The sequence below is a fragment of the Coprococcus ammoniilyticus genome, from assembly GCF_025567345.1.
Taxonomy (GTDB): Bacteria; Bacillota; Clostridia; order Lachnospirales; family Lachnospiraceae; genus Coprococcus; species Coprococcus ammoniilyticus.
Genome location: NZ_JAOQJS010000007.1, coordinates 176,271 through 201,654, shown reverse-complemented (window position 1 = coordinate 201,654; position 25,384 = coordinate 176,271). Strand labels below are relative to the sequence as shown.

Genomic DNA, 25,384 nt, shown 5'->3' with positions numbered 1-25,384 from the left:
AACAAAATACCTTCTCCAAAAGAGGCAGTCGTGCGTTGACTGTCTCTTTTATTTTGCTTCGGTGAAAGGACAACCCTTTTATGCCGACCATCCGAAAAAAAAGCCCCACAGCATCCTCCACCGCTCCCCGGGGGCCTGCCCCTGTTATAAATACCTTGCTACGTTTTCTATTCACTGCACATGTCTGATTCGTAAATACTCCTGTGCTAACTCGCCTTCGGCTCAAACAAGCACTCGTATTTACTGACAATGTGCAGTTCATGACGAAAGCCTCGCAATCGTATTTATAACAGGGACAGGCCCCCGGGGAGCGGTGGAGGATGCTGTGGGGCTTAGTTTTTGCCATTGGTTGTCAGCATAAAAAGGTTGTCTATTTATTAAAAAAGTATTAGAATGAAAAGGCATAAACGAAAGGGAGAGTTTTGAATGTCCGACAAATACACGAACGCAGAAAGAATTCATGATTATATATATGATCTGAAGCCGGTTATCAATGTAGGGGGATTGTTTTCCGATGGTTCTGAATACTATAGAATACCGCAGGAGCCTGGAATCAATGACCAGGTGAAGGTTAGATTTCGAACATGTGCAGATAATGCCGATGAAGTTTATTTGATCTACAATGGCGAGGAACTCGTCATGTCTGTTGAAGAATCCGATGATTTATTTGATTACTATACGGCGGTGATCCCCGCCGGAGAGAAATATATATCCTATTATTTTGAGGTCCATTCGGGCTGTGTGACCTGTTATTATAATAGGATCGGTGTACAGAAGAATGTGAATCCGGACTATAACTTTGAAATCTGTCCGGGCTTTGATGTACCGGATTGGGCAAAGGGAGCTGTCTTTTATCAGATCTATGTGGATCGTTTCTGTAATGGAGATCCATCGAACGATGTACTGGACAACGAATACTGCTACATCGACAGTCCTACCAGACAGGTGAAGGATTGGTATGAATATCCGGCAAATATGGATGTCGGACGTTTCTATGGCGGAGATCTTCAGGGTGTTAAGGATAAGTTAGATTACCTGCAGGATCTGGGCGTAGATGTTATCTATTTTAATCCGTTATTTGTATCACCATCCAACCACAAATACGATATTCAGGATTATGATTATATTGATCCGCATTTCGGAAAGATCGTTGTGGACGAGGGCGAATGCCTGCCGGATGGCGTAAAAGAGAATAAAAGAGCAACAAAATATATCAGCCGTGTAACCGACAAACGGAATCTGGAAGCCAGCAATCAGTTTTTTGCAGAACTGGTGGAGGAGATTCACAGTCGTGGTATGCGTGTTATCTTAGATGGTGTATTTAACCATTGCGGTTCCTTCAACAAATGGATGGATCGTGAGTGTATCTATGAGAATCAGGAAGGCTACGAGAAGGGAGCATATGTATCCTGGAGCAGTCCGTATAAGTCATTCTTTAAGTTTTATAACGAAGAGGTATGGCCGTATAATACCACCTACGATGGTTGGTGGGGGCATGATACACTTCCAAAGCTGAACTATGAAGATTCCCCAAAACTGGTGGAATATATTTTGAATATAGCAAAGAAATGGGTGTCCCCTCCATATAACGTGGATGGCTGGCGACTGGATGTTGCAGCAGATCTCGGACATTCGGAGGAATATAATCACAAGTTCTGGAGAATGTTCCGTAACGCAGTCAAAGAGGCAAATCCTAATGCAATTGTACTGGCAGAGCATTATGGAGATCCAAAGCCTTGGTTAAAGGGCGATCAGTGGGATACCGTTATGAACTATGATGCATTTATGGAGCCGATTACCTGGTTTCTGACTGGTGTTGAGAAACACAGTGATGAGTTCCGTGGTGATCTGTTGGGTAATCCGGATACATTTATGGGAGCCATGAATTATCATATGGCGAGATTCCAGCGTCCATCCCTTGAGATTGCAATGAATGAATTATCAAACCACGATCATTCCAGATTCTTAACCCGTACAAACCGGAGAGTCGGACGTACGCATACGATGGGGCCGCAGGCGGCAAATGAGGGTATCGATAAGAGTATATTCCGTCAGGGCGTTGTATTCCAGATGACCTGGCCGGGAGCTCCGACGATCTACTATGGAGATGAAGCAGGACTTTGTGGCTGGACTGACCCGGATAACCGTAGAACGTATCCGTGGGGCAGAGAAGATATGGAACTGATCCGGTTCCATAAAGACATGATCTGTATCCATAAGAACTATGAGGCTCTGATCCGTGGCTCGGTTATGTTCTTGCATGGAGCACATAAGATTATCGCATATGGACGGTTCACAGATACGGAGCAACTGGTTGTGATCCTGAATACAAATTATGAAGACATCGATGTGAAGCTGCATGTCAGACGGATTGGGGTCAAGAACCATGAGATCATGCGCAGAGTGATGCTTACAAATGAAGAAGGCTACAGTCTGGAAACCTGTGACTACAAAGTAGAGCATAATATGCTTTATATGAAGGTGCCGAAGATGTCAGCTATGGTTCTTGTAAATGTGGGAAGAGATGTTTAAAAGAGGAAACTAAAGTCTTGAAAAGTGATTTTGAGAGAAAACGGTTCATACAACGATTTGTGATCCTGGCTGTAATATTGCTGGCAGTGGTTGGAATCGGTATACGGTTCCTGTTCGGTGGCGATGAAAAGAGAATTGCAGTTATTTTGCTGATGTTAGCGGTTGGGCTTGTAATTCTGTTTTTCATCAGTTATCGGGAGATCGACCATACTTATCGGGAGATTGAGCATGTGTCGGATGAGATGCTTCGTGTGCTTCAGGGAGAAGATGAGCTGCCGGAGGAAGAATACATGCAGGGCACGATCGGAATCTTATATACGAACTTTTATAAGATGGTGACATTTTTAAAAGAAAACAAAGAGCGGGAAATGTCAGAGAAAGTATTCTTACGTGATATCATGTCAGATATCTCTCATCAGCTTAAGACACCGCTGGCATCCTTAAATGTATTCATCGATCTGCTGTTAGATGATTCCTTTACAGATGAAGAAAAACGGATGCGGGTGCTTAACGAATCAAAAAATCAGCTTACCAGAATGGAATGGATGGTATTATCTCTTTTAAAGCTTGCACGGATCGAGGCGGGAGCAATCCAGTTTGACCGAAAAGAATGTGATCTGAAGCTGTTATTATTACAGGCAAGAGACAGCGTAACTTATCTGACGGAGAGCAGGGAACAGGAGGTTCATGTAATCTGTGAGGATGGCAGGAAGCTGGTCTGTGACGGAGACTGGCTCGTAGAGGCGATCATCAATCTTTTGAAGAATGCATCAGACTATTCACCGGAGAAGACAGAGATCACGGTTGAGGTAGAACACAATCCGGTCTTTACCAGGATCTATGTCAAGGATCATGGAATGGGAATCGCAGAGAAGGATCTCGGAAATATATTTAAACGATTCTACCGTGTACACCATGATGTGAATCCGAACAGTGTCGGAATCGGCTTATCCCTTACAAAATCTATCGTAGAAGGAATGGGCGGCAAGATCACGGTGCGGAGTGAAGAAGGAGCATATACCTGGTTTATCATTACATTTGTACATGTAGATTAAGCTGATTCTAAAAAGAATTCTAAAGAAATTAATGTGAAGCAATAACAGAAAATACTATGGTGATGGGAATTGATGTAGGAAATTATCTCTTTCTTACAATATTGTAAGAAAAGAATACACAGATATTCACGGGAATGTAAGATAGAAGTGAGAAGATAGATACAACGAAGAGGTATCTATCTTTTTTTCATATATATCACGGGGAGGTAATGAATGACAGATTATAAAAAACTCGCACTTTATTATCTAAAAGCAGGTAAAAGGCGATGCATCGTTACGATCGTTGGGGTGATGATCACAGTGGCGGTGCTATATACAGCATTGAATTTTGGATATTCGTATGTGCTCCAGAAACGGCAGGAAGTGAGAAAAGAAGCAGACTATGAGATCGTTTTTCTGTCAGAAGATACAGACAGATTAGCGCAGATCGCAGCAGATGACCGGGTACTTCAGGCATATAGCGGGGCGTATACAGGGGAAGAATATGTCAGTGATGAAGAAAGATTTGTAGAAGTAAATTATAAAAATGCTTTATATGTGAATATCAGACATCCTTATCAGATGGAGTCGGTCATGGAGGCCATGAAAGCGGATTACGGAGTGGATGCAAGGCTGAATAATGAATTGGCTGTGTTATATCTTCAGGATTCAGATGGTCTGCTTGGTGTTGTATTGATCCTTGTTCTGTTGGTTGCTTATATCTTTGCAATCTTTGCTGTCGGAATGATCAGAAATACGGTGCAGATGTTCACGTTAGAGCAGGTAAAGGATTATGGAATCCTGCGGTGCATCGGAGCAACCAAAGGACAGTTGAACCGGGTTATATACAGGATGGGAGCGGGCATGGAACTGACAGGCATTGCAGCCGGTGTACTGCTCGGAACCATCATCAGTGTGATCCTTGGTTTTTCAAAGGATGTAAATGTCGGATTCCATATCGGACCGGCTATTCCGATCCTGATCGCATATCTTGGAGATCTGTATTTTGTTATGCAGGAGTGTTCAAAGCTTGTGACGAAGATATCTCCGGTCAGTGCGGTCCGTGGGGAGTACCGGATCAAAAAGGAAAAGATCAAGGTTCGTGGAAATGGTCTGATGGGGCGGTTGTTCGGTGTTGAAGGCGCCTATGCAAGAAAAAGTGTATTGCGGAACAGCGGACGATTTGCAAAGACAGTAACAGCCATGATGCTCAGCATAACGGCGATCATTATATGCTTAAGCATCGAGAGTATGGTTCATGATACGAAAAAGAATATTAATGATATGTATGGCAGATATCTGGAAGAAAACCAATCGCCTGCCAGCATATTTAATGATGTGGAATGGATACAGAGTGAGGATTTGCCCTCTGCCGAAGAGATCAAAGAGAATTCTTTGCATTACTATGTAACAGAAACAAAAATGGTATACAGTGCCAGAGGAAATCTGGTAGATCCTGAAACCTATTATGGCAAGTTTAACAAAGATTATGCAGAACAGACGAGTTTGGGAAGTTACATCGAAGCAATGATGCAGAGATGGAGAGAACGGAATACAAAGGAATACAGCGAGAAAGATGATGTAGAATATGAAAAGGCTGTTGACAGTCTGAATAGTTCATTTATAAGCATTGAAGGTTGTGATCAGAATGATCTGGACTATCTGTCCGAATTTATAGAGAGTGGAACTGCGGAGCTGGATGACGATGGTATCCTGGTTATCGGTGGAGGAAGTGTAATGGATTATTCCTGGACGGGTGATGAAAAGCTGACATTGTATGATCTGGGAAAGCATTTTGATACATATGATCTGCAGGTAGGAGATACGATCCGGCTGGTTGATTACAGGGAATATAAAAAACGATATCAGGCGGCTTATGACAAGATGATGGCAGACAGCATTTTGGTCAGTCCTGAGGTAGATACGGGAGATACCTATATCTCAGAAGAACGGGCAACCAAAGAGGGCAGATCAACCTGGCGTGAACAGTATGTGATCGCTGAGCGTATCCGTCAGGAACTTATTGAGGAAGGATATTATCGAACCTATACAGTTCAGGGAGTTCTGGATTTTGGAGATCAGCTGCTTCCGGAATGGGCTGATATCTATATGAAAAGAGATTCTTATTTCGATCTGACCGGATTTGATGAACAGGATATGACGGGAGTAAAGTATGCGATCGATCTTGACAGTGTACCGATATCCTATTTTGACATGCTATCGTCCGATCTTACGGATGTTTTGTATGGATATGCATATGCCAGAAATGTAATGCGGTATGCGTTGGCGTTTGCTGCCTTTGTATTTATATTAAGTTCAGTGAATATCATTAATACCACAGCAGGAAATCTGCATATGAGGCGAAAAGAACTGGCGCAGCTCCGGGTACTTGGAATGTCCAGAAAGAGGTTGATCCATACGGTCATGTTAGAGGGAGTGATGGCAACTGCCTTATCGAATATTCTTGGATTTTTATTCGGTACGATATTTACAATATATATCTATGAATATCTCAGCATGCTTTTATATATAAAACCGACCATTGCCTGGTGGGCATTTGGAGTCGGGTTTGCCGCATCTGCATTGGTAATCTGTGGAAGCATCTATGTATCACTTAGGGATCTTCCGGTTGATATTGTGGATGACCTGAAGCTTGAGGAATAAAAAACGATAATGATGAAGAAAGGCCAAAGTTATCGGTGTGAAATAAAAAGGAGAGGTGAGAAATGACAGACTATAAGAAACTTGCAGCATATTATCTGAAAGCCAGCAAAAAGCGGTGTGTGATCACGATCATCGGTGTAATGATCACAGTGATCGTATTGTATGCGGGATTGAACATTTTCTATTCTTATATGCTGCAGCAGCAAAAAGATGTAAGAAAGGAAGCGGACTATGAGATCGTGTTCCTGACGGATGATCAGGAAACCTTATCACAGATTGCGTCGGATGATCGTGTCACACAGGCATATACAGGAAAATATGCGGTGAGTGAGTGGGAGACAGTGAACGGAACGGATGGCAAATATGTAGAAAAGGTATACGACAATGCATTGTATGTAAATACCGGACATCCTTACAGGATGGCTAAGATCATGAACGAGATGATAGAAGATTATGGGGTGGATGCAGAACTTAACTGGAATCTTTCCACTTGGTATCTGCAGGACATGGAGGAAGGATTTGCCGTTATATTGATCGTGGTTCTGCTGATTGCATATATATTTGCAATCTTTGCAGTCGGAGTTATCAGAAATACGATCCAGATGTTCACATTAGAGCAGGTGAAAGACTATGGAATCTTACGATGTATCGGAGCGACGAAAGGACAGCTAAGCGGCATCATCTATCGGATGGGAGCCATGCTTGAGATAGCCGGACTGCTTGCCGGCATTGTGATGGGCGGAATTGTCAGCATGATCCTTGGATTTATATTTAAGATAAGCGCAGGCTTCCATATCATTCCGATGATACCGATCCTGATCACTTATCTGGGAGATATGTATTTTGTAATGCGTGAGAATGCCAAGCTGGTAACGAAGATGACGCCGGTCAGTGCGGTTCGTGGTGAATACAGGATCAAGAAAGAAAAGCTTCGTCGTCATGGCGGCGGACTGATGGGAAAGATATTTGGAATCGAAGGATCATATGCCAGAAAGAGTGTTCTTCGAAACAAAGGAAGATTTATAAAGACAGTAACCGCTATGGTGTTTAGCATTTCGGCGATCGTATTGATCTGCAGCTGTTGGGGACAGCTTCGGAAATACTGGAAGTCTACAGATGAAAAGTTTGGAGATTATCAGATCAATCTGACATCATATTCATCCGCTACAACGAGTCTGGAGGAAGCGCAGAGCACCTTGCCATCTGTAGAGGTATTCCGGGAATTGTCACGGAATAATAGTGTAGAAGAATCGAAGAAGGTATATGGCTGCAAGGCCGATCTGGTAGATACGGATTCTTATACAGGAAAGATCACAGATGAATTTCGAACCAAGGTTACGATGGGACATTATTACGGTGTCTATATGGATAAGTTAAATGGAACAGGAGAGGCATCTGATGATAAGGATCCGGAAGTTACCAGAAGTGTAGCAGAAAGCATGGTAAACAGTACAGATGTGATCGGATGTGACGATTCTGATCTGAACGATCTGACGAAATATCTGAAAGCAGGAACAACGGAGCTGTCAGAGAACGGTATTCTGGTTGTGGCAGGAGGAAGCTTTAACAGCTGGGATCTGGAGGAGACCGAGGATACGAATGATACTTTATATGATAAGACCTACCATTTTGACACTTATCATTTTGAATTGGGCGATACGGTTCAGTTAGTTGATTTTGCTTTATACCAGAAAGAATGTCTGAAAGCAAAGGAGAAGATCGATCAGGAATATGAAAAGCTTCAGGAAACAGCGACAGAAGATGGTGACAGCGAAGGCAGTACGGTAGGAAATGGGGAAGACCGGACTTCCGTACGACAGGAATATGCAGAATACAAGAAGATCAAGGATAAGCTGATCGCAGAGGGACACTACAAGACTTACAAGGTCGAAGGTATTCTGGATCTTGGCACACAGGTATTTGGTGAGACTGCAGACCGTCAGATCTATATGCGCCAGAATGATTATTTCGATCTGACCGGATATGGAGAAAATGACATTGCCGGAATGAAATATAAGGTCAATCTGGACAGTGTATCAGCCAGCTCTGTAACAGATATGCTTTCCTATATCGGTGATTCCTTATATGGAGAGTCTATGCAGCTCTGTGTATACCTGAAAAGCTTTGTCCGGTATGCAATCGCAGCGGTATTGTTCATCTTTGTATTAAGTTCAGTAAATATTGTGAATACGACAGCCGGAAATCTGCATCTGAGACGAAAAGAATTCGCACAGCTCCGTGTCATCGGAATGTCCAGAAAGCGCCTGTTGAAAACCGTTATGTTAGAGGGGGTTATGACGACAGTGGTAGCCAATGTACTCGGCTTTATTATAGGTATCGGGTTATCGTATGGAGTATTCATGTATCTTAATATGGTGATCGAGGCAGGAAAGTCGATTGCCTGGTGGGCATTTGGAGTCGGACTTGTGGCATCCGGTCTGATCATCTGCGGAAGCATCTGGCTGGGGATCAGAGATCTTCCGGTAGCCATGGTAGAAGATCTGAAGCTTGAAGAGTAGGCGTGAAAGGTAAGTTTGATACAGCAGATGAAAGGTGAAACGGAGTTGCTGTATTACAAGGTTAAAAAACAGAAATGCAATAAATATATAGATAAAAATTATAGATAGAAAGATCTGCGGGAAAGGCAGAGGAAAGAGGGTACACTATGGAAATCGTAAAAATGGAACATGTAACAAAGATATATGGAGAAGGAAATACCAGAGTGTGGGCACTTGATGATGTGAACCTGACAGTCAATAAGGGCGAGATCGTGGCGGTTGTCGGTGCATCCGGTTCCGGTAAATCCACCCTGCTTCATGTTATGGGTGGTGTGGATACTCCAAATGAGGGAAATGTCATCGTAGACGGAAAGGATATTACAAGACTGACCGATGAGGAGATGTCAGTCTTCCGTAGAAGAAAGATCGGATTTGTATTTCAGGCATATCATCTGATCCCGGTACTGACAGTAGAGGAAAATATCAAGATGCCGATCCTGCTCGATCACAGAAAGCCGGATCGCGATTACATCGATCATATTATCGAGATGTTAGGTCTGAAGGACAGACGGAAGCATCTTCCAAACCAGTTATCTGGTGGACAGCAGCAGCGTGCAGCGATCGCAAGAGCACTGGCAAATCGCCCGGCATTGATTCTTGCCGATGAGCCTACCGGAGCACTTGACTCCAAAAACGGAAATGAAGTTATCACTCTGCTTCAGGATTCTGTTAAGAAGCTGGATCAGACACTGGTACTTATCACACATAATATCGATCTGGCGAGAGAGGCAGACCGTATCGTGAGGATCACGGATGGAAAGATATCAGAAGGAGAGGAGATGTAGAGATGAAACGAATACTAACAATCTGTATGGCATGTGTACTTGGATTCCTTACTGTATTTGGATATAAGGACACGATGGCTTTTGTATCAGCAGCGGAGCCAAAGGTTATGGTAACCGATTATAAGATCAAAGAGAATGAAGTAGTGGCAGGCGGAACCTTTACACTTGAGGTTACGATCAAGAATACCGCAGATAAAAAGATCAGTAATCTGAAAATGGCAGTCGCTTCCGAGGGAGGCGAACTGATTCCGGCATCCGGAGCCGGAACCGGATATCTGGCAAGTCTGGAAGGCGGAGAGACTTATACATTTGAGTTCCCGATGCAGGCAGCAGCCAATCTGGAAGAAAAGGCTTATAAGCTGACAGTGACAGATGAGTATGAAGACCGCTATGGCAATCCATATACCGTGACAGATACGATCTATCTGCCGGTTACGATCAAACAGCGCGGTGAGATCACAGGCGTATATGCAGAGTCAGATGTGACACTTGGAGATTCTATCGAGATCATGGGAAGTGTCAGCAATCTGGGAGCATCTACCCTCTATAACGTAAAGGCAAAGATCGATACAAGATTTACATCTGAAGGTGATGTCTATATCGGCAATATCGAACCGGGTAAGAATGGCTCGATCGATATACTTGCAAACACAACGAAGACGACAGGCACCGGCGGTGAGATGGGTAAGCTTATCGTTACATATGAAGATAAGTCAGGAAATGTAATAACACTGGAAGAAAATTTCTCAATCAGCGTAAATGCACCTGTCTATACAGATATTGAAAAGGTAAAGGATGTACAGAAGAAAGATTACAGTAAGATGATCATAGAGATCGTTGTTGCTGTGGTTGTTGCAGCACTTATTGTTATCTGGATTATCCGCAGAAGAAAGAGGAAGAAAGAGATATTGGAGGAGTTCTAAATGGGTTGGATCAGTCATTTATGTTTGATGAATATGAAAAGACGAAAAACCAGAACCTTTCTAACCATACTTGGAGTTGTGATCGGTGTGATCTCTGTTGTGACCCTGCTTGCAGTTGGTATCGGCGTACGACAGGAAATGATCAATAGCATGGTGGATAGTGAAAGTATTTGCCGGATTCAGGTGACCGGAGCAACCGGCGGCAAGCACAAAGACCGGATGATCATGGATCAGACCGTGAAAACTTTTCAGGAGCTTGAATATGTCAGTTCCGTATATCCGACCTATGAGATGTATGTGACCATCACAAATGGAAAATATTCTTATGATGGTGCGATTACCGGTATTCCACAGTCGGAGCTTGCGAAGCTTAAGTATACAAAGACGTCAAAGCAGACAACATCAAGCGTGAAGCCGGTGCTTATTATGGGAAATAAGGTCACATCCTTATTCTATAATCCGGAAACGGAGCAGACCTATGATGTGACAGAGAAGAAAAAAGCAGAGACATGGATCGGAAAAAAAGTGGATCTGTCCTTCTGGGATTCACAGGAGATGACACCGGTAAAGATAGAAGTCGGAGCGGTTATTGACAGTGGAGAAGATACATATAACAGAGACTCACAGAGCATTTACTGCGATCTGGATGTGTTAAAGAGCTTTTTAGGCAGAGTATCCAGTGGGGGAACGCTGCCGGGACAGCCGCTTGATGCAAATGGAAATCCGTACAAGGATTTCGTATATTCCGGAGCGGTTGTGACTGTTGATAATATCGATCATGTCGATTCTATCGTGAAGAAGCTTCAGGATATGGGGTATACGACGGAAAATGAGAAAGAGTATCTGGATACGATACAGAAATATCTGAAGATGGTACAGCTTTTACTGGGTGGTATCGGAGCGATCGCGCTGATCGTAGCGGTGATCGGAATCAGCAATACCATGACAACATCGGTATTTGACCGGATCAATGAGATCGGTGTATTAAAGGTTCTTGGTTGCGACCCGGATGAACTGCAGCTCCTGTTCCTTACAGAGGCAGGAATCATCGGAGCGGCGGGCGGTATCATAGGAGTGCTTTTATCGTATGGTTTTAAGGGTATCGTAGATAAGATCGCTATTAAAATGTTCGATCTGGCAAAGGGAACGCAGATTGCAATGATCCCATGGGAGCTTGCAGCCGGAGCCGTTGTCGGAGCGATTCTGCTTGCGATATGTGCCGGATATTTTCCTGCGAGATTTGCATCGAAACTGCAGCCGTTAGATGCTGTCAGAAACAGATAGAAAAAAAGGAAAAAAACGGAACAGTATTTTGTTGACTTTACTGTATCCATGCGTTATATTATAATCGTCCGCGGGGCAGTGAGATAAACATTTACTATATTTAGGAGGAATTATTAATATGTTCGATAAGGTAAAAGCTATTTTCGAAGAGCAGTTAGGAGTATCACAGGATGAGATGCAGCTTGATACTAACTTCAAAGATGATTTAGGAGTAGATTCATTAGATTTATATGAGATAGTAATGAAGATGGAAGATGAATTCGACGTTGAGATCCCTGCTGAGGAGCTTGAAGACGTTGCTACATTCGAAGACGTACTTAACTATCTTAAGAGCAAAGGTGTAGAAGAATAATTCACATCAGAAGCAGACAAGAGGCAGCGAAGATGTCTATATACCAGATTTGCCCAGCGCAGGTTGGTGGATGACAGACTGGCTGCTTCTTTTAGTATAGAGGAACAGGTGAGAAAAAATGGGTAAAACAGCAGTTATTTTCCCTGGCCAGGGTGCTCAGTATGTAGGCATGGCTAAGGATTTTTATGACAATTTTGAAGACAGTAAGGCAGTGATCGATACAGCAGACAGTGTGCTTGACATTGATCTGAAGAAGATCTGCTTTGAGGAAAATGAAGATATCAACAAGACAGAATATACACAGCCTGCTATGGTAGCAGCAGAACTTGCTATCTATGAGCATGTAAAGAATGCAGGTTTGAAGGCAGATGTATTCGCAGGTCTGTCACTTGGTGAGTACAGCGCACTTACAGCTTGTGGAGCTATGAAGCTTCCGGATGCGATCCGTACCGTAAGACAGCGTGGTATCCTGATGCAGAATGAAGTTCCGCTTGGTCAGGGTGCTATGGCAGCCGTTATCGCTACAGATGCAGAAGTGATCGCAAAGGTCTGTGAGGAGACTCCGGGCAATGTTCAGATCGCAAATTATAACTGCCCCGGACAGATCGTTATTTCCGGTGAGACAGAAGCCCTTGACAAAGCATGTGAAGCCCTTCAGGCAGCAGGAGCCAAGAGAGTGATCAAGTTAAATGTCAGCGGCCCATTCCATTCCAAGATGCTGGAACCGGCCGGTGAAAAGTTATATGCATACTTAAGAGATGTAGAGATCGCAGACGATTTCCTTCCGTATGTATGTAATGCTGATGCATGTTATGTAACAGATGCTTCAGAGGTTAAGACTTTACTGATGCGTCAGGTATATTCATCTGTCAGATGGCAGCAGAGTATCGAAGCTATGATCGCAGACGGCGTAGATACATTTGTAGAGGTTGGACCTGGAAAGACTCTGTCCGGCTTTATGAGAAAGATCAACAAGGAAATGAAATGCATCAACATCGCAACGGTTGATGATCTGAAGAAATTGGAGGAACTGAATGCTTAAGGATAAGGTAGCAGTCGTAACAGGTGCCGGACGTGGTATCGGCAGAGCCATTGCAAAGACATTTGCAGGATATGGCGCAAAGGTAGTTGTCAATTATAATGGCTCAGAGGAGCGTGCAAACAGTCTCGTAGCAGAGATCAAGGAAGCTGGCGGAGAAGCAGTTGCTTATAAGGCAAATGTAGCTGATTTTGCAGAAGCAGAGGGACTTATCAAGTTCGCACTGGAGCAGTATGGCAGAGTTGATATCCTCGTAAACAATGCCGGTATTACAAAAGATAATATCATGCTCGGTATGAAGGAAGAAGATTTCGATCAGGTTATCAATATCAACCTGAAGGGTGCATTTAACTGTATCAAGCATGTGTACAGACCGATGATGAAGCAGAAGTACGGCAGGATCATCAACATGTCATCCGTAGTCGGCATTGAGGGAAATGCAGGACAGATCAACTATGCTGCATCCAAAGCCGGAATCATCGGCATGACGAAGTCTGTAGCAAAGGAGCTTGGCAGCCGTGGCGTAACAGCAAATGCGATCGCGCCGGGATTCATCAAGACAGATATGACAGACGCAATGTCAGATAAGATGAAGGATGCGATGCTTGACCACATCACAGTTAAGAGACTGGGTGAGGTATCAGATATCGCTGAGACAGCAGCATTCCTTGCATCCGACAAGGCATCTTACATTACAGGACAGGTTATCCGTGTAGACGGTGGCATGAGCCTGTAAGATAGAATAGAATATAGCTTAAAGAATATAAATGCCAGATACAAAGTATATATTTGTATCTGGCATTGTTTCGTTATAGCATTTTTATTTTTCAAAAATCATATTTATGTTGTAATGAAATTATCATTAATATTGTTTTTTTATATTCGATATTGTAATATAAACGTATAAAAGCAATACAATATATTGACATATTAATACAAACACAATACAACAACAAGAATAAAGGAGGCACTATATGGCAAGTACAATTCAGGTTAGAGTAGACGATGAATTAAAAAGAAAATCAGATAGTTTGTTCAAGGATTTGGGAACAGATACTACGACGGCGATAAGAATCTTTTTGACACAGGCAGTAGCCGCAAATGGATTTCCATTTGAGATTAAAAGAAGTAACAACATATATCAAAGTATGTCCGAAGAAGATGTACTGAAAAGACTGGAAGATGCGAGAAAACACGCAGAGCAGGGAACATGTATAGATGCAGATGCATTTGTGGCGGATATGAGGACAAAATATGGCATATAAGATTTTTATGACGATTGATGCAGCAGAGGAGTTGGAGAAGATTATTCAATATTTGATTGAGAAAAAGAGAAATCCACAGGCTGCGACAAGTTTATTAAATGACTTTGAGAATACGAAAATAAGATATACTGAGAGCAAAATTAATTGCTTACAAGGATATTGATTTTGCGAAATATTGATAAATAAAAGATCCAGATATGGCAGAGGTGCTGTATCTGGATTTTTTTTAATTCTTTAAAACTTTTTCTGCCGATGCCCTGTCTATGATAGTAGATGTTCCTTTTATGAGAAAAGGGACATGCAGATAGTTATAGAAGGGAGAGAGTAAAATGAAGCAAAATATATAAAAAATGAGAAATATTTTGTGAACTATTGACAGCCGTTTTTTTTTTTTATAATATTTGTGCTTTTTTACAGACATCAATGAGGTTTACATAAGTATAAGAAAAGCAATGTAACAGATAGAAGGCATAGTGTATAAGAGAAAAGGAGAGAGATGGATGAAAAAGAATAAGATGAAAGAACGCATCATGTGTCTTGTATTAGCCGTGATGCTGGGTATCAGCGGTATCATACCTACGGCACCGGTATTAAAGACGGAGGCAGCATCATTATCAGCGGCGGATGATTCCCAGACAGTGATAGGATGTCATAGATTGCATGATACATCTTATGCTGCGGTACAGGTAGGCAATAAGATTTATTATTCAAGTGACAGAACGGGTTATATCTTTTGCTATGATGTCAAGAAAAAGACAAACAAGAAGTTAGCAAAGCTGCCAAAGCAGGTAAGAAATAAGAATACATATTATTCCTATAAGAATTATGCAAATATCAGCAACATGTTTTACTATAAAGGATATCTTTATTGTGGTTTAATGGATGGTCTTATGTGTTATGGCATTATTCGCGTAAATGTGAAAAACGGAAAGGTGAAAAAATTATTTTTTGAGTGTTCATCAAGCAGTGTTTTGCCGGAGCCGAGTTTTGAGTTTTCCATTTATAAGAATAAGATATATTATGCATATTCAAATGGCACTTCAAACTATAATTATTATTTTGCATCTATGAATCTGGATGGCTCTCATAAAAAAGTAATCAGCCAAAAAGCGCTTACGAAAGTGTGTCGAAATGTAAAGGACAGCCGCATGATTGTTTATAGAGATGCGGTGTATGTCTATAACAACTTTGATGTTTTCTACAAAATAAATAAAAAAGGGAAAAAGACAAAGATCAAGAATCTGCCGAAAACATATATGAAGGTTAAGGTCAGCACATCCGGCTGCGTAATTGACGGTGAGAAAGCACAGTATAAGGGATATGAATATGACTCAATGGGATCTTTTGGCCTGTTAAACAAAAAGAATATTGCGACAGGAGAAGAAAAGGTCATTAATTCCAGCTCAAGCGAGAGAAGAAGCTATATTGTGCTTGGAGACTATATTCTGTTAAGAAAGAATAAAGCAAAGAAGAAACTGGGTGAATGTAAAATCACCCTTCAGCTTCTTAATAATAAAGGTAAGAAGATCAAAGATCTGTATAGCTACAATGTAAATTATAATGAGTAATATATCACAATTTTAAAAGCAAAGGAGAGATGATTATGAAAAAAATGAAGAAACTACTGGCGCTTATGTGCATCGCTATAGCTGCACTCATATGGCTGCCGGGACTAAAGTTTCCGGTAGAGGCGGGAGGTATTGATTACGAGGAGATGGTGTTGGTAGAATCCGGAGAAGATGTCACCTTATCAATAAATCTCAGTAAGTTAAATCTACCGGCAGGTTTTGAGGTGGGTAGTTGTAACTGGATTACAGATGGTGAAACTGTCAGTGCAGATGGTGGAACTGTCAGTGCAGATGGATTGTCATATACATTGAGAAATGTTACAAAATCCCAGTTTGTTTATGTATCTATATCCGACAAGAATAGTAGAGATGGAAAATTTTGTGAATTTTATATTTATGTAAATTCTTCAAATATAACAGCTAAAGCAGTTGGCAATAATACGGTGATAGCGAACTCAGGAGAGAAAGTAACACTAAAGGTATCCGCAAGCAGTAATCAGGGGAAGCTTACATATACATGGTATAAAGGACAGTCATACGGAGGAGATGTAGGACAGTTAGGGCATAAAGCATCTTATACCTGTACAGCACCGGTTAACAAAACAAAAAAGCTGAAGACTGAGGATTATCACTGTGTGATTTCTGATGAAATGGGTAATTCAAGCACAGTTTCCTTTACTGTATATGTAAACAGTACAGCCAAAGAGAGCAAATTAAAGACAAATAAGGTCTATATTCTGACATGGGATAGTCAGGTGGAACAGGCGATAAAGGCGGTTAATAAGATATATCCGTCTTATACAAAGAATATCGAAGTGATCAAATATGAAGTTGGCGGAGGATCAGCTGAATATTATGCATTAGTACAGCAGAAGCTTGCAAACAATCCCGAAGCTACGTTTATCGTTTTGATGGATTCAGCAAAGCTGGATGTACTTTTATCTACAGGAGTATTTACAGATTTGGACAAGCTTGGACTTACAGATGCTTACAGCCAGTCTTATCCATATACCAGAAAAGCAGGAACCTATAAGGGCAAGCTTGTAGCGATGACACCGGAAGCAACACCGGGAGCATTTATGTTTGATCCGGATATTGCACAGAAGGTTCTTGGAACTTCAGATCCTGAAAAGGTTCAGAAGATGATCGGAACAGCTGATGGCTATCTGTCTGTTGCTGCAAAGATGAAAGAGGCCGGTTACTATATGACCTCCGGAGCATCAAAATATACAATGAGTGGTTGTGAGGGTATTCTCAATAACATGATAGGGGATACATCGTATTCTTACGAGGATAATAGCAAGGTATTTATGTTATCTGAAGCAGATAAGAAGACTGTGGAAAAGATCGCGAAGGCGACCCGTAGAAATGGATATGATACAGGAAGCTCGATGTGGAGCAGTGCTTGGGTGGCTGATATGACATCCGGTAAGGTATTTGGCTGGTTCTCTGGCACCTGGGGACAGTATAGCATTACATTTGACAAGCCGATGGCTGCCTGTCAGGGACCATTTGCCTATAACTGGGGTGGTACATACTACGCAATTAAGAGTGGCAGGCAGGATGAAGCAGCAGTGCAGTTCCTAAAAGCCTTATGCTGCGATCCTTCTGTAATGGGTTCTCTGGGCGACCTTCCAAATAATACCGTTGCAGCTCAGAAGGTGGTCAGTAAGGGTAAGAATCCTGCAGCTATGAAAAATAATCAGAATATTTATAAAGTATTCGATAAGATGGCAAGAAGCATCAATGGTGGTTCTTATAAGATCTCAAAACCAAAGGTATCCCTTACAAGTAATGGCATTGTAAAGGGATCTGACGGAAAATATTACTATGTAAAGAAAGGTCTGATCCAGTCAGGCAGAAGCGGATTCATCAAAGTTGGCAAGAAGACCTATTACATCAAGAAGGGTGTAGTGCAGAATAAAAAGACCGGATTCGTGAAGAACGGCAAGAAGTACTACTATGTAAAGAAGGGTGTCTGCAGTACAAAGAATGAATTTGTAAAGGTAGGTAAGAAGACCTATTATCTGAATAAGGGCGCAAAGAACACCAAGACCGGATTTGTAAAAGTCGGTAAGGCAACTTATTACGTTAAGAAAGGTCTGAAGACTACACAGACAGCATTTATCAAGAATGGCAGACAGGAATACTATGTCAAGAATGGCGTATGGAAGAAGTCTTATACCGGAAATGTCACCTATAGAAATCATGTTTACTATGTGAAGAAGGGTGTAAAAGTAAAAAAGGTGAGATAATACATGAAGAATAGATTGAAGCAGATCATTGTCTGGTGCATGGTGGCAGCATTGCTATGCGTGAATTGCTCATTTACATCAGAAGCGAAAACAGGCAGTAAGGTTACAGTTCCAAAGACATCTATTACGTCAGTAAGATCCAGATCAGCGGGACAGGTGACAGTAAGATTTAAGAAATCAAAAAAGGCGGGCAGCTATCAGATTCAGATCAGTACAGACAAGAAGTTTAAGAAAAACGTAAAAAGCCAGAAAGTCAGTGCTAAGAAAACAACGGTAACGTTTAAGAAGCTGAAGCAGGGCAAAAAATATTATGTCAGAGTGCGTGTGTACCGGACTGTAAAGAAGAAAAAATATCACAGCGCATGGAGTAAAGTGAAGTCTGTTAAAGTGAAAAAGAAGACGACAAAGAAGGACTCCGGTCAGAAGAATACTGGTGATAGCAATAAGTCTGAGAACACCACAGATGTAACGGATGCCACTGAGAACGCAGGCACCACCAAGGATACAGACACCACTGGAAACACAGGTGCAACTAAGGATACAGATACCATCGGGAACTCAGGCACTACCGGGGACACGAATTCCGGCGGACAGGAGTCCGAGGATCAAAAAAAAGAGTGGGATGGCACGGCAGAGCTGGAAAAAATGGAATATGAAGTGGGAGAAGAAATAAAGGTTCATTATTCCAAGCAGCCGGAATGTGCAGGAGAAATAAAGGAATATTATACTTATGGTAATCAGGGAGAATATATCGATTATACAGAAAGATATACCAAAAAGAATGAGAACGGAAATGTGGTATGTACGAGTGTCGGACATACCAGCCTGTGTATTATATTCCCTGAGACAGAGCATTATAAAGAGACATGGATTGCTTTGGGAAAAGTGAGAATATACAATAATGAAGACCCACTTGGAGGATTTAATCTGTCCGGTTATAAGTACGGGGAAACCATGAAGAAAGAGGTTGAAGATATAACCGTAACGAATGGTACAGGTTCTTTTTGTGAATGGTTTGCATGTGAAGGTAATGCTGCATGGTTAAATGAACATATAACCTTTAAGGTATCCGATGTTACACCGAAAGAATACAGAAATCTGATGGATTGGGCAGGCTGGAATACTTCAGAACCGGAAATAAAAGTAGAAACCTATAATCTGAAGGGGGTATATGGAGAGACAACATCCGTTACGACTTCGACAACAAGTGGAAAAATAGAATTTTCCGGCAAGGCAATGTCACAGTGCAAGCTTACTGTAACAGCTGGTGCAGGTGTGCGCGTGTGCAGACTGGATGCTTACAGGGATGGCGTTTTATATGACACTATGTATGTTGCTCCGAAGCCATATGATGAAGATGGAAATCTTCTTGATACAGAATTGTATACAAAGGTTCGGAGAAATGTAGAGGCAAAGCTGTGGACAGATGATATGTCGAATTATGATAAGCTGAAAACTCTTGCAGATTATATTTCAACGACAGCGCATTATCCGGGATATCAATGTACTCAAAAAGATGTAAATCCGACTCTGTGGGATGGATTCTCAGTCGATGGTATTGCACTTTATTATAATATGTTCAATATGCCGGTTTTAAACCGCGCGATGGCATTGCGTGGCGGTATCATAACCTGTGTGGCTATAGATATTGTCTGCGCTGCGGCAGAGGAGGATCTGAGACTGAATTATCTGTATGATAAAGCGACAGATACTGTTGCAGAAGGCGAAGGCGTATGGCTTACGATCGGAGATGCCAGTACCAATCCAAGCGCAGGAGCGCATGAGTCTCTGGCATACAAAGATGCCGATGGCAATATTGTATATATCGATGCGCAGGGAAGAATGGCAAGAAATTCATGTGAAGAACATGGCTGCCTGGATAAGGTCATCAGAGACTAGAGCCGCGCCGGACATGAAGAGGCGAAGAATATAGAGGCAGATATTTAATCAAATAATGAAGGAGATGGATAAGATATGAAACAATTTTTAAAATCACATGCAATTTTATTCAGTATGCTTGCAGTCCTGATCGGATGCTTAATTTACCCGAATCAGGCAGATGCAAAGACATATCAGACACAGGATAACTATATTGGTGGTGGCGGATGTTCAGTTGTGATCAGTGGTAATAAGGTTTATTATTCAATCACGGAAACTGGAAAAATCTTCTGCTATGATATCAAAACGAAGAAGACAAAAACCATTGCCAAAGCAGGTGGAAAAGGATTTAGAAGCTTGAGAAAAAAAGGAAATTATCTGTATGCAGTCTATGATAATTATGGCGGATCCGATGGATCAGATAAGTATATCGTGCGTGTATCAATTAAGAATGGTAAGAAAACAAAACTTGCAAGAGGCCGTGATTTTGTATTTGCAGGCAAAAAGATCTACTATACAAAGACGCAGCATGTAAAGACCAGTGATATAGAATATGATAAAACGGTTGGTACATATTCCATGTCACTTACCGGAAAAAATAAAAAGAAAGCAAAATCTGTTGTATTAAGTACAGAACGGGATGCAAGAACGCCGATCAAGACATCAAAAGGTTCACTTACCTCCAGAGGAAAGACAGTGGGTAGTTTATATTTTCCACAGGCGATAGATTATACGACGTCAAAGGGAAAGAAAACGGAGATCTATAATGTATTGAAGGATAAGAATGCAAGCAGTACTTCAACGATACAGTATTATACATTACAGGGTGATTACATTGTGTATAAGAAATGTGATAAAAATGGATATTCCAAACTGATACTCGTGAAAAAGAACGGGAAAGGATCCAAAGTTTTATATTCAGAACCTTCTGCAAGCGGTTGGTAAAATGAAAATACAGGCGTTACAGCCGGTCGGTGTCAGGTGAGGGTCAGAACTTATAGCGTCAGATAGACAGTTAGAGCTTATGGCATCAGATGGACGATGTTGTATTTAGCATATGGCATCAGGTACAGATGATCGAATTTATTTGTATCTGGTGCCGTTTTTTACGCATCGTGATGGTAAAAAATGCGGATTAATGCTACAATAAAACGAATGGGGAAACGCTTTGGCAGATGCGAATGAAAAGGCTGAATGAGATCATACGAGAGGAAACGAAAAAATGAACAAACGAAACCGGTTAAAAACCATTCGGCCGCAGAATGAACGTGCGGCAAGAGCATTCCGTAAGAAGCAGAACATGAAGGTAGAGCTGAATAAAAAGTGGCTGCCTGTTGTCTATGTGGTGATGCTCGGTATCTGTATTTTACTGAATGTGACAAATGATAGTCTGGATCCGGCAAATGTGCTGATCAGTGTCTGTATGTTTGGAATCGTGGGAGCGATATTTGTCTACGCATATAAGCATCTGAAGCATATCGACCAGATGGGGGAAGATTTTCGTATAGCCATCAGCTATATCAAGGGCGACTATGCAAAAGAAAAGAAGCTTCTTTGGGATCTGTATCGTACCGAGACTCGGTATGGTATCTTTAATGAGGAACATCTGAGAAATTCCTATGTAGATTATGTGGAAGAAATGAAACGTCTGGAGCAGGATGAGGAAGGAAAATATGCCTGCGATATCGAAGATTTTATCAATTACCAGCTGATCGATGATGCGGTTGAAAAAGGTCGTCTGAGTCTGGTTCCGGGAGCCATGACAGGGCTGGGTATTCTTGGTACCTTTATCGGTCTGTCAATCGGCCTTCAGGCATTTAATACAGGTTCAGCAGAGGAGATCACGAACAGTATCGGACCTCTGATGGATGGTATCAAGGTTGCGTTCCATACCTCTATCTATGGAATGATCTTTTCCCTGACATTTAATCTGATCTTTAAGACGGTGCTGGAACAGGCATATCATAAGCTGGATGAATTTGTAGCAGAGTTCAAACGGTATGTACGTCCGGATGCGACTTACGATAACGGTAATCTGGAACTGGATTTCCAGAAGAAACAGTTGGAAGCAACGATAGCAACACAGAAAGCAATCGAAGAAACACTTGCATATCTGAAGTCCATGCATGAAGATATCGAAGATATCCGTATCCTGACGAAAGATCAGAATGACATCTTCCGGGGCAGACTGAACCGCCCGAGGGCGATCGGGCAGAGCAGCAGGGAGGGATAAGGTATGAGTAAGAAACGAAGAAGACCGGAGGAAGAAGAAACCTCTTACTGGCTGTCGTATTCCGATATGATGGCGGCACTCCTTCTGATCTTTATTCTGATCATTTCTTTTACACTGATGCAGTCAAAGAGCCAGTATGAGAGTAAACAGGCAGAGCTTGATAAGCAGAAAGAAATTATCAAGGAACAGGAGCGGTTGTTAAAAGATCAGCAGGATGAGCTGGATCGGATCGCAGGCATCCGAAGTGATCTGGTGGCGGCTCTCCGCGATGAGTTTGCAGACAGTTCGTTAAATGTAAAAGTTGATGAAAAAACCGGAGCGATCACATTTGATGCAAGCGTTTTGTTTGATGTAGCAGACAGTGATCTGAAGGAAGAAGGAAAGACGTTCTTAAAGGAATTTCTTCCCAAATATTGTAATGTGCTGTTAAATGAAAAATATCGTGATTATGTATCGGAGATTATTATAGAAGGTCATACAGATACGAATGGATCTTATATTTATAATCTTGAACTTTCCCAGCAGAGAGCCTTTTCTGTTGCGAAGTATTGCCTGACCGAGAGTAACGGGATCATAAGCTCCACGGATGTTGAACTGCTCCGAAGTGTGCTGACGGCAAATGGAAAGTCCTACAGCAATCCGATTTATAAGGAGGATGGATCTGTCGATCTGGAAGCATCCAGACGAGTAGAGATTCTGTTCCGGCTTCAGGATGAAGAAATGATCGCTGAGATGATGGATATTCTGAAAGAGAAATAGATATTTTGAAAGAGAAACAGACCAACACTTGCGGTTTTAAAAACGAGATGGTACAATGAGCATTGCGATGGGATGTGTTTACACATACCAGCATAATGCGAAACCAACATTGAACCGACAGGTGAAATGGTACAATGAGCATTGCGACGGTACATGTTTATATGTACCAAATGGATAGATTGTCTTTTGAAAGGAAAACGAGATGAAAAGAGTAGTTGTAACAGGAATGGGTGCTGTAACCCCAATCGGAAATAATGTAGAAGAATTCTGGGATGGCATTAAGAAGAATAAAGTAGGTATTGGCGAGATTACAAAATTTGATGTATCCGAATATAAATGCAAAATGGGTGCCGAAGTAAAAGATTTTGATCCGAAACAATATATGGATCCAAAGGCAGCCAGAAGAATGGAGCCGTTCTGCCAGTATGCAGTTGCAGCTACAGGCGAAGCAATCAAGAATGCCGGTATTGATCTTGAGAAAGAAGATCTGACAAGATTCGGAACCTGTATCGGTAACGGACTTGGCGGTGTAGCTACGATCGAAAAGGAACATGCCAAGGTTATGAATGGTAAGGCAAACCGTGTCAGTGTAATGATGGTTCCTATGATGATCTCGAATATGGCAGCCGGAAATGTAGCGATCGCATATGGCTTAAAGGGCAAATGTACAGATGTTGTAACAGCATGTGCGACAGGAACAAACAGCATTGGCGAGGCATATCGTTATATTCAGGTCGGAGATGCAGATGTGATGGTAGCCGGAGGCGCTGAATCACCGATCTGTGAGACAAATGTTTCAGGCTTTATCTCCATGACAGCACTTTCAAGTGCAACAGAAGCAGATCGTGCGTCGATTCCGTTTGACAAAGACAGATGTGGATTCGTTATCGGTGAAGGAGCTGGCGTCGTAGTTCTGGAATCTCTGGAGCATGCGCAGGCAAGAGGAGCAAAGATCCTTGCCGAGGTTGTCGGATATGGTTCCACCTGTGATGCATTTCACATTACATCCCCTGCCGAGGATGGAGAGGGTGCAGCAAGAGCCATGACACTTGCAATCAACGAGGCTGGCATTACACCGGCAGACGTTGATTATATCAATGCACACGGAACAAGTACCCACCACAATGATCTCTATGAGACAAGAGCAATTAAGAAAGCATTTGGTGAAGATGCATATAATGTAAATATTAATTCTACAAAATCCATGATCGGTCATTTATTTGGCGCGGCCGGAGCAGTTGAATTTATTACATGTGTAAAATCTATCGAAGATGGATACATTCATCCAACAGTAGGTCTTCGTGAGACAGAAGGCGAGATCGATCTGAATTATACAAAGGGTGAGGGCGTTCATAAGGACATTACATATGCGCTGAGCAATTCTCTTGGATTTGGTGGACACAATGCCAGCATTCTTGTAAAGAAATGGGAAGAATAAGATCCGTGCGGAAATAAACGTTTCATTTCAGTATAAAAATATTTGTCAGAAAATTGAAAAAACGTATTGACATATTCCTTGTGTTATGGTAAAGTACCTCTCGATGAACTGCCGAAGACAGTAGGTGCCGGATGGCATAAGTTGAAAAACGCCTACCGAGGAATATATCGTTAATATTATTTTAACTATATGCTCTCTGTCTTATCGACAGAGAGCTTTTCTTATTTTAGCAGAAGATGCTTTCTGTTAACTATGTGCAGTCATTAGTAAAACAAGGAGGCGCATTATGGCAAAGGTAGAGATTAAGAAGCCAGTAGTTGAAGAAATCAAAGCTAACTTAGATGGTGCTCAGACAGCAGTTGTAGTTGACTACCGTGGACTTACAGTTGAGCAGGACACACAGCTTCGTAAGCAGTTAAGAGAAGCTGGGGTTGTTTATAAGGTATACAAGAACACCATGATCAACTTCGCTATTGAAGGCACAGAGTTCGAGGGACTGAAGCCATGTCTCGAAGGACCTACCGGATTAGCTATCTGTAAGACAGATGCTACAGCAGCAGCCAGAATCCTGGCTAACTTCGCAAAGACTGCTCCAGCACTTGAGCTTAAGGGTGGCGTTGTAGAAGGTACATTCTACGATGCAGCAGGTATCGCAGTTATTGCAAACATTCCTTCAAGAGAAGTACTTATTTCCAAATTCCTTGGAAGTATCCAGTCACCTATTGCAAACTTCGCTCGTGTTATCAAGCAGATTGCAGAACAGAAGGAAGCTTAATTATTTGTGCATACAGGCACGTCGGCTTCTATTTAATAGAAG

General features: G+C 41.9%; 20 protein-coding genes and 1 other annotated feature. All 20 genes read left to right on the top strand.

Going from position 1 to position 25,384, the window contains the following annotated elements; all coding sequences use genetic code 11:
* Positions 1 to 426 precede the first annotated feature (426 nt).
* The 20 genes from OCV60_RS12500 to rplJ all read left to right on the top strand — a co-directional run bounded on the left by OCV60_RS12500 (position 427) and on the right by rplJ (position 25,342).
* Positions 427 to 2,532 (top strand): glycoside hydrolase family 13 protein, encoded by a 2,106-nt coding sequence (locus OCV60_RS12500; protein ID WP_021944614.1) that lies wholly within the window; start codon positions 427 to 429, stop codon positions 2,530 to 2,532.
* Positions 2,533 to 2,549: 17 nt separating this feature from the next.
* Positions 2,550 to 3,587: a HAMP domain-containing sensor histidine kinase gene (locus OCV60_RS12495; RefSeq protein ID WP_117822297.1), complete on the top strand. Its 1,038-nt coding sequence runs from the start codon at positions 2,550 to 2,552 to the stop codon at positions 3,585 to 3,587.
* A 213-nt stretch (positions 3,588 to 3,800) separates the two neighbouring features.
* Positions 3,801 to 6,230 (top strand): ABC transporter permease, encoded by a 2,430-nt coding sequence (locus OCV60_RS12490; protein ID WP_117785872.1) that lies wholly within the window; start codon positions 3,801 to 3,803, stop codon positions 6,228 to 6,230.
* A gap of 62 nt (positions 6,231 to 6,292) precedes the next feature.
* A complete protein-coding gene (locus OCV60_RS12485; RefSeq protein WP_262530270.1) occupies positions 6,293 to 8,749 on the top strand; it encodes an ABC transporter permease in 2,457 nt (818 codons plus the stop codon).
* A gap of 146 nt (positions 8,750 to 8,895) precedes the next feature.
* A complete protein-coding gene (locus OCV60_RS12480) occupies positions 8,896 to 9,573 on the top strand; it encodes an ABC transporter ATP-binding protein (RefSeq protein ID WP_008402588.1) in 678 nt (225 codons plus the stop codon).
* Positions 9,574 to 9,575: 2 nt separating this feature from the next.
* Positions 9,576 to 10,496 carry a COG1361 S-layer family protein gene (locus OCV60_RS12475; RefSeq protein WP_262530269.1) on the top strand — a complete coding sequence of 307 codons (921 nt, stop codon included), beginning with the start codon at positions 9,576 to 9,578 and terminating at the stop codon, positions 10,494 to 10,496.
* A complete protein-coding gene (locus OCV60_RS12470) occupies positions 10,497 to 11,780 on the top strand; it encodes an ABC transporter permease (protein WP_262530268.1) in 1,284 nt (427 codons plus the stop codon).
* 118 nt (positions 11,781 to 11,898) lie between these two features.
* Positions 11,899 to 12,132, top strand: a complete 234-nt coding sequence (gene acpP / locus OCV60_RS12465) for an acyl carrier protein (protein ID WP_008402591.1) — start codon at positions 11,899 to 11,901, stop codon at positions 12,130 to 12,132.
* 118 nt (positions 12,133 to 12,250) lie between these two features.
* Complete coding sequence (gene fabD, locus OCV60_RS12460) at positions 12,251 to 13,174, top strand: ACP S-malonyltransferase (protein WP_008402593.1); 924 nt, start codon at positions 12,251 to 12,253, stop codon at positions 13,172 to 13,174.
* Positions 13,167 to 13,907 carry a 3-oxoacyl-[acyl-carrier-protein] reductase gene (gene fabG, locus OCV60_RS12455; RefSeq protein WP_118483178.1) on the top strand — a complete coding sequence of 247 codons (741 nt, stop codon included), beginning with the start codon at positions 13,167 to 13,169 and terminating at the stop codon, positions 13,905 to 13,907. Before fabD ends, fabG begins: the two co-directional genes overlap by 8 nt.
* Before the next feature lie 238 nt (positions 13,908 to 14,145).
* Positions 14,146 to 14,436, top strand: a complete 291-nt coding sequence (locus tag OCV60_RS12450) for a type II toxin-antitoxin system RelB/DinJ family antitoxin (RefSeq protein WP_118483180.1) — start codon at positions 14,146 to 14,148, stop codon at positions 14,434 to 14,436.
* Complete coding sequence (locus OCV60_RS12445; protein WP_173788741.1) at positions 14,426 to 14,599, top strand: hypothetical protein; 174 nt, start codon at positions 14,426 to 14,428, stop codon at positions 14,597 to 14,599. Before OCV60_RS12450 ends, OCV60_RS12445 begins: the two co-directional genes overlap by 11 nt.
* 337 nt (positions 14,600 to 14,936) lie before the next feature.
* Complete coding sequence (locus OCV60_RS12440; RefSeq protein WP_021944604.1) at positions 14,937 to 16,004, top strand: hypothetical protein; 1,068 nt, start codon at positions 14,937 to 14,939, stop codon at positions 16,002 to 16,004.
* Positions 16,005 to 16,039: 35 nt separating this feature from the next.
* Positions 16,040 to 18,259 carry a hypothetical protein gene (locus OCV60_RS12435; protein ID WP_021944603.1) on the top strand — a complete coding sequence of 740 codons (2,220 nt, stop codon included), beginning with the start codon at positions 16,040 to 16,042 and terminating at the stop codon, positions 18,257 to 18,259.
* A gap of 3 nt (positions 18,260 to 18,262) precedes the next feature.
* Positions 18,263 to 20,158: a fibronectin type III domain-containing protein gene (locus OCV60_RS12430; RefSeq protein WP_021944602.1), complete on the top strand. Its 1,896-nt coding sequence runs from the start codon at positions 18,263 to 18,265 to the stop codon at positions 20,156 to 20,158.
* A gap of 75 nt (positions 20,159 to 20,233) precedes the next feature.
* Complete coding sequence (locus OCV60_RS12425) at positions 20,234 to 21,082, top strand: hypothetical protein (RefSeq protein ID WP_008402025.1); 849 nt, start codon at positions 20,234 to 20,236, stop codon at positions 21,080 to 21,082.
* Between the two features lie 277 nt (positions 21,083 to 21,359).
* Complete coding sequence (locus tag OCV60_RS12420; RefSeq protein ID WP_161117202.1) at positions 21,360 to 22,370, top strand: MotA/TolQ/ExbB proton channel family protein; 1,011 nt, start codon at positions 21,360 to 21,362, stop codon at positions 22,368 to 22,370.
* 3 nt (positions 22,371 to 22,373) lie between these two features.
* On the top strand, positions 22,374 to 23,129 hold the full coding sequence (locus tag OCV60_RS12415) for an OmpA family protein (RefSeq protein WP_262530267.1): 756 nt from the start codon (positions 22,374 to 22,376) through the stop codon (positions 23,127 to 23,129).
* A gap of 202 nt (positions 23,130 to 23,331) precedes the next feature.
* Positions 23,332 to 24,567 carry a beta-ketoacyl-ACP synthase II gene (fabF, locus tag OCV60_RS12410; protein WP_117785714.1) on the top strand — a complete coding sequence of 412 codons (1,236 nt, stop codon included), beginning with the start codon at positions 23,332 to 23,334 and terminating at the stop codon, positions 24,565 to 24,567.
* 93 nt (positions 24,568 to 24,660) lie between these two features.
* Positions 24,661 to 24,798, top strand: a sequence feature (ribosomal protein L10 leader region).
* A 55-nt stretch (positions 24,799 to 24,853) separates the two neighbouring features.
* Positions 24,854 to 25,342: a 50S ribosomal protein L10 gene (rplJ, locus tag OCV60_RS12405; RefSeq protein ID WP_008402032.1), complete on the top strand. Its 489-nt coding sequence runs from the start codon at positions 24,854 to 24,856 to the stop codon at positions 25,340 to 25,342.
* Positions 25,343 to 25,384: the final 42 nt, after the last annotated feature.

Excerpts from the sequence above, each read along its gene's own strand:
- OCV60_RS12470 (WP_262530268.1), top strand. The coding sequence starts at position 10,497 with ATGGGTTGGATCAGTCATTTATGTTTGATGAATATGAAAAGACGAAAA.
- OCV60_RS12435 (WP_021944603.1), top strand. The coding sequence starts at position 16,040 with ATGAAAAAAATGAAGAAACTACTGGCGCTTATGTGCATCGCTATAGCT.
- OCV60_RS12450 (WP_118483180.1), top strand. The coding sequence starts at position 14,146 with ATGGCAAGTACAATTCAGGTTAGAGTAGACGATGAATTAAAAAGAAAA.
- OCV60_RS12490 (WP_117785872.1), top strand. The coding sequence starts at position 3,801 with ATGACAGATTATAAAAAACTCGCACTTTATTATCTAAAAGCAGGTAAA.
- OCV60_RS12480 (WP_008402588.1), top strand. The coding sequence starts at position 8,896 with ATGGAAATCGTAAAAATGGAACATGTAACAAAGATATATGGAGAAGGA.
- OCV60_RS12430 (WP_021944602.1), top strand. The coding sequence starts at position 18,263 with ATGAAGAATAGATTGAAGCAGATCATTGTCTGGTGCATGGTGGCAGCA.
- OCV60_RS12445 (WP_173788741.1), top strand. The coding sequence starts at position 14,426 with ATGGCATATAAGATTTTTATGACGATTGATGCAGCAGAGGAGTTGGAG.
- OCV60_RS12500 (WP_021944614.1), top strand. The coding sequence starts at position 427 with ATGTCCGACAAATACACGAACGCAGAAAGAATTCATGATTATATATAT.
- OCV60_RS12440 (WP_021944604.1), top strand. The coding sequence starts at position 14,937 with ATGAAAAAGAATAAGATGAAAGAACGCATCATGTGTCTTGTATTAGCC.
- acpP (WP_008402591.1), top strand. The coding sequence starts at position 11,899 with ATGTTCGATAAGGTAAAAGCTATTTTCGAAGAGCAGTTAGGAGTATCA.
- OCV60_RS12415 (WP_262530267.1), top strand. The coding sequence starts at position 22,374 with ATGAGTAAGAAACGAAGAAGACCGGAGGAAGAAGAAACCTCTTACTGG.
- OCV60_RS12425 (WP_008402025.1), top strand. The coding sequence starts at position 20,234 with ATGAAACAATTTTTAAAATCACATGCAATTTTATTCAGTATGCTTGCA.
- fabG (WP_118483178.1), top strand. The coding sequence starts at position 13,167 with ATGCTTAAGGATAAGGTAGCAGTCGTAACAGGTGCCGGACGTGGTATC.
- OCV60_RS12475 (WP_262530269.1), top strand. The coding sequence starts at position 9,576 with ATGAAACGAATACTAACAATCTGTATGGCATGTGTACTTGGATTCCTT.
- OCV60_RS12485 (WP_262530270.1), top strand. The coding sequence starts at position 6,293 with ATGACAGACTATAAGAAACTTGCAGCATATTATCTGAAAGCCAGCAAA.
- fabD (WP_008402593.1), top strand. The coding sequence starts at position 12,251 with ATGGGTAAAACAGCAGTTATTTTCCCTGGCCAGGGTGCTCAGTATGTA.
- fabF (WP_117785714.1), top strand. The coding sequence starts at position 23,332 with ATGAAAAGAGTAGTTGTAACAGGAATGGGTGCTGTAACCCCAATCGGA.
- OCV60_RS12420 (WP_161117202.1), top strand. The coding sequence starts at position 21,360 with ATGAACAAACGAAACCGGTTAAAAACCATTCGGCCGCAGAATGAACGT.
- rplJ (WP_008402032.1), top strand. The coding sequence starts at position 24,854 with ATGGCAAAGGTAGAGATTAAGAAGCCAGTAGTTGAAGAAATCAAAGCT.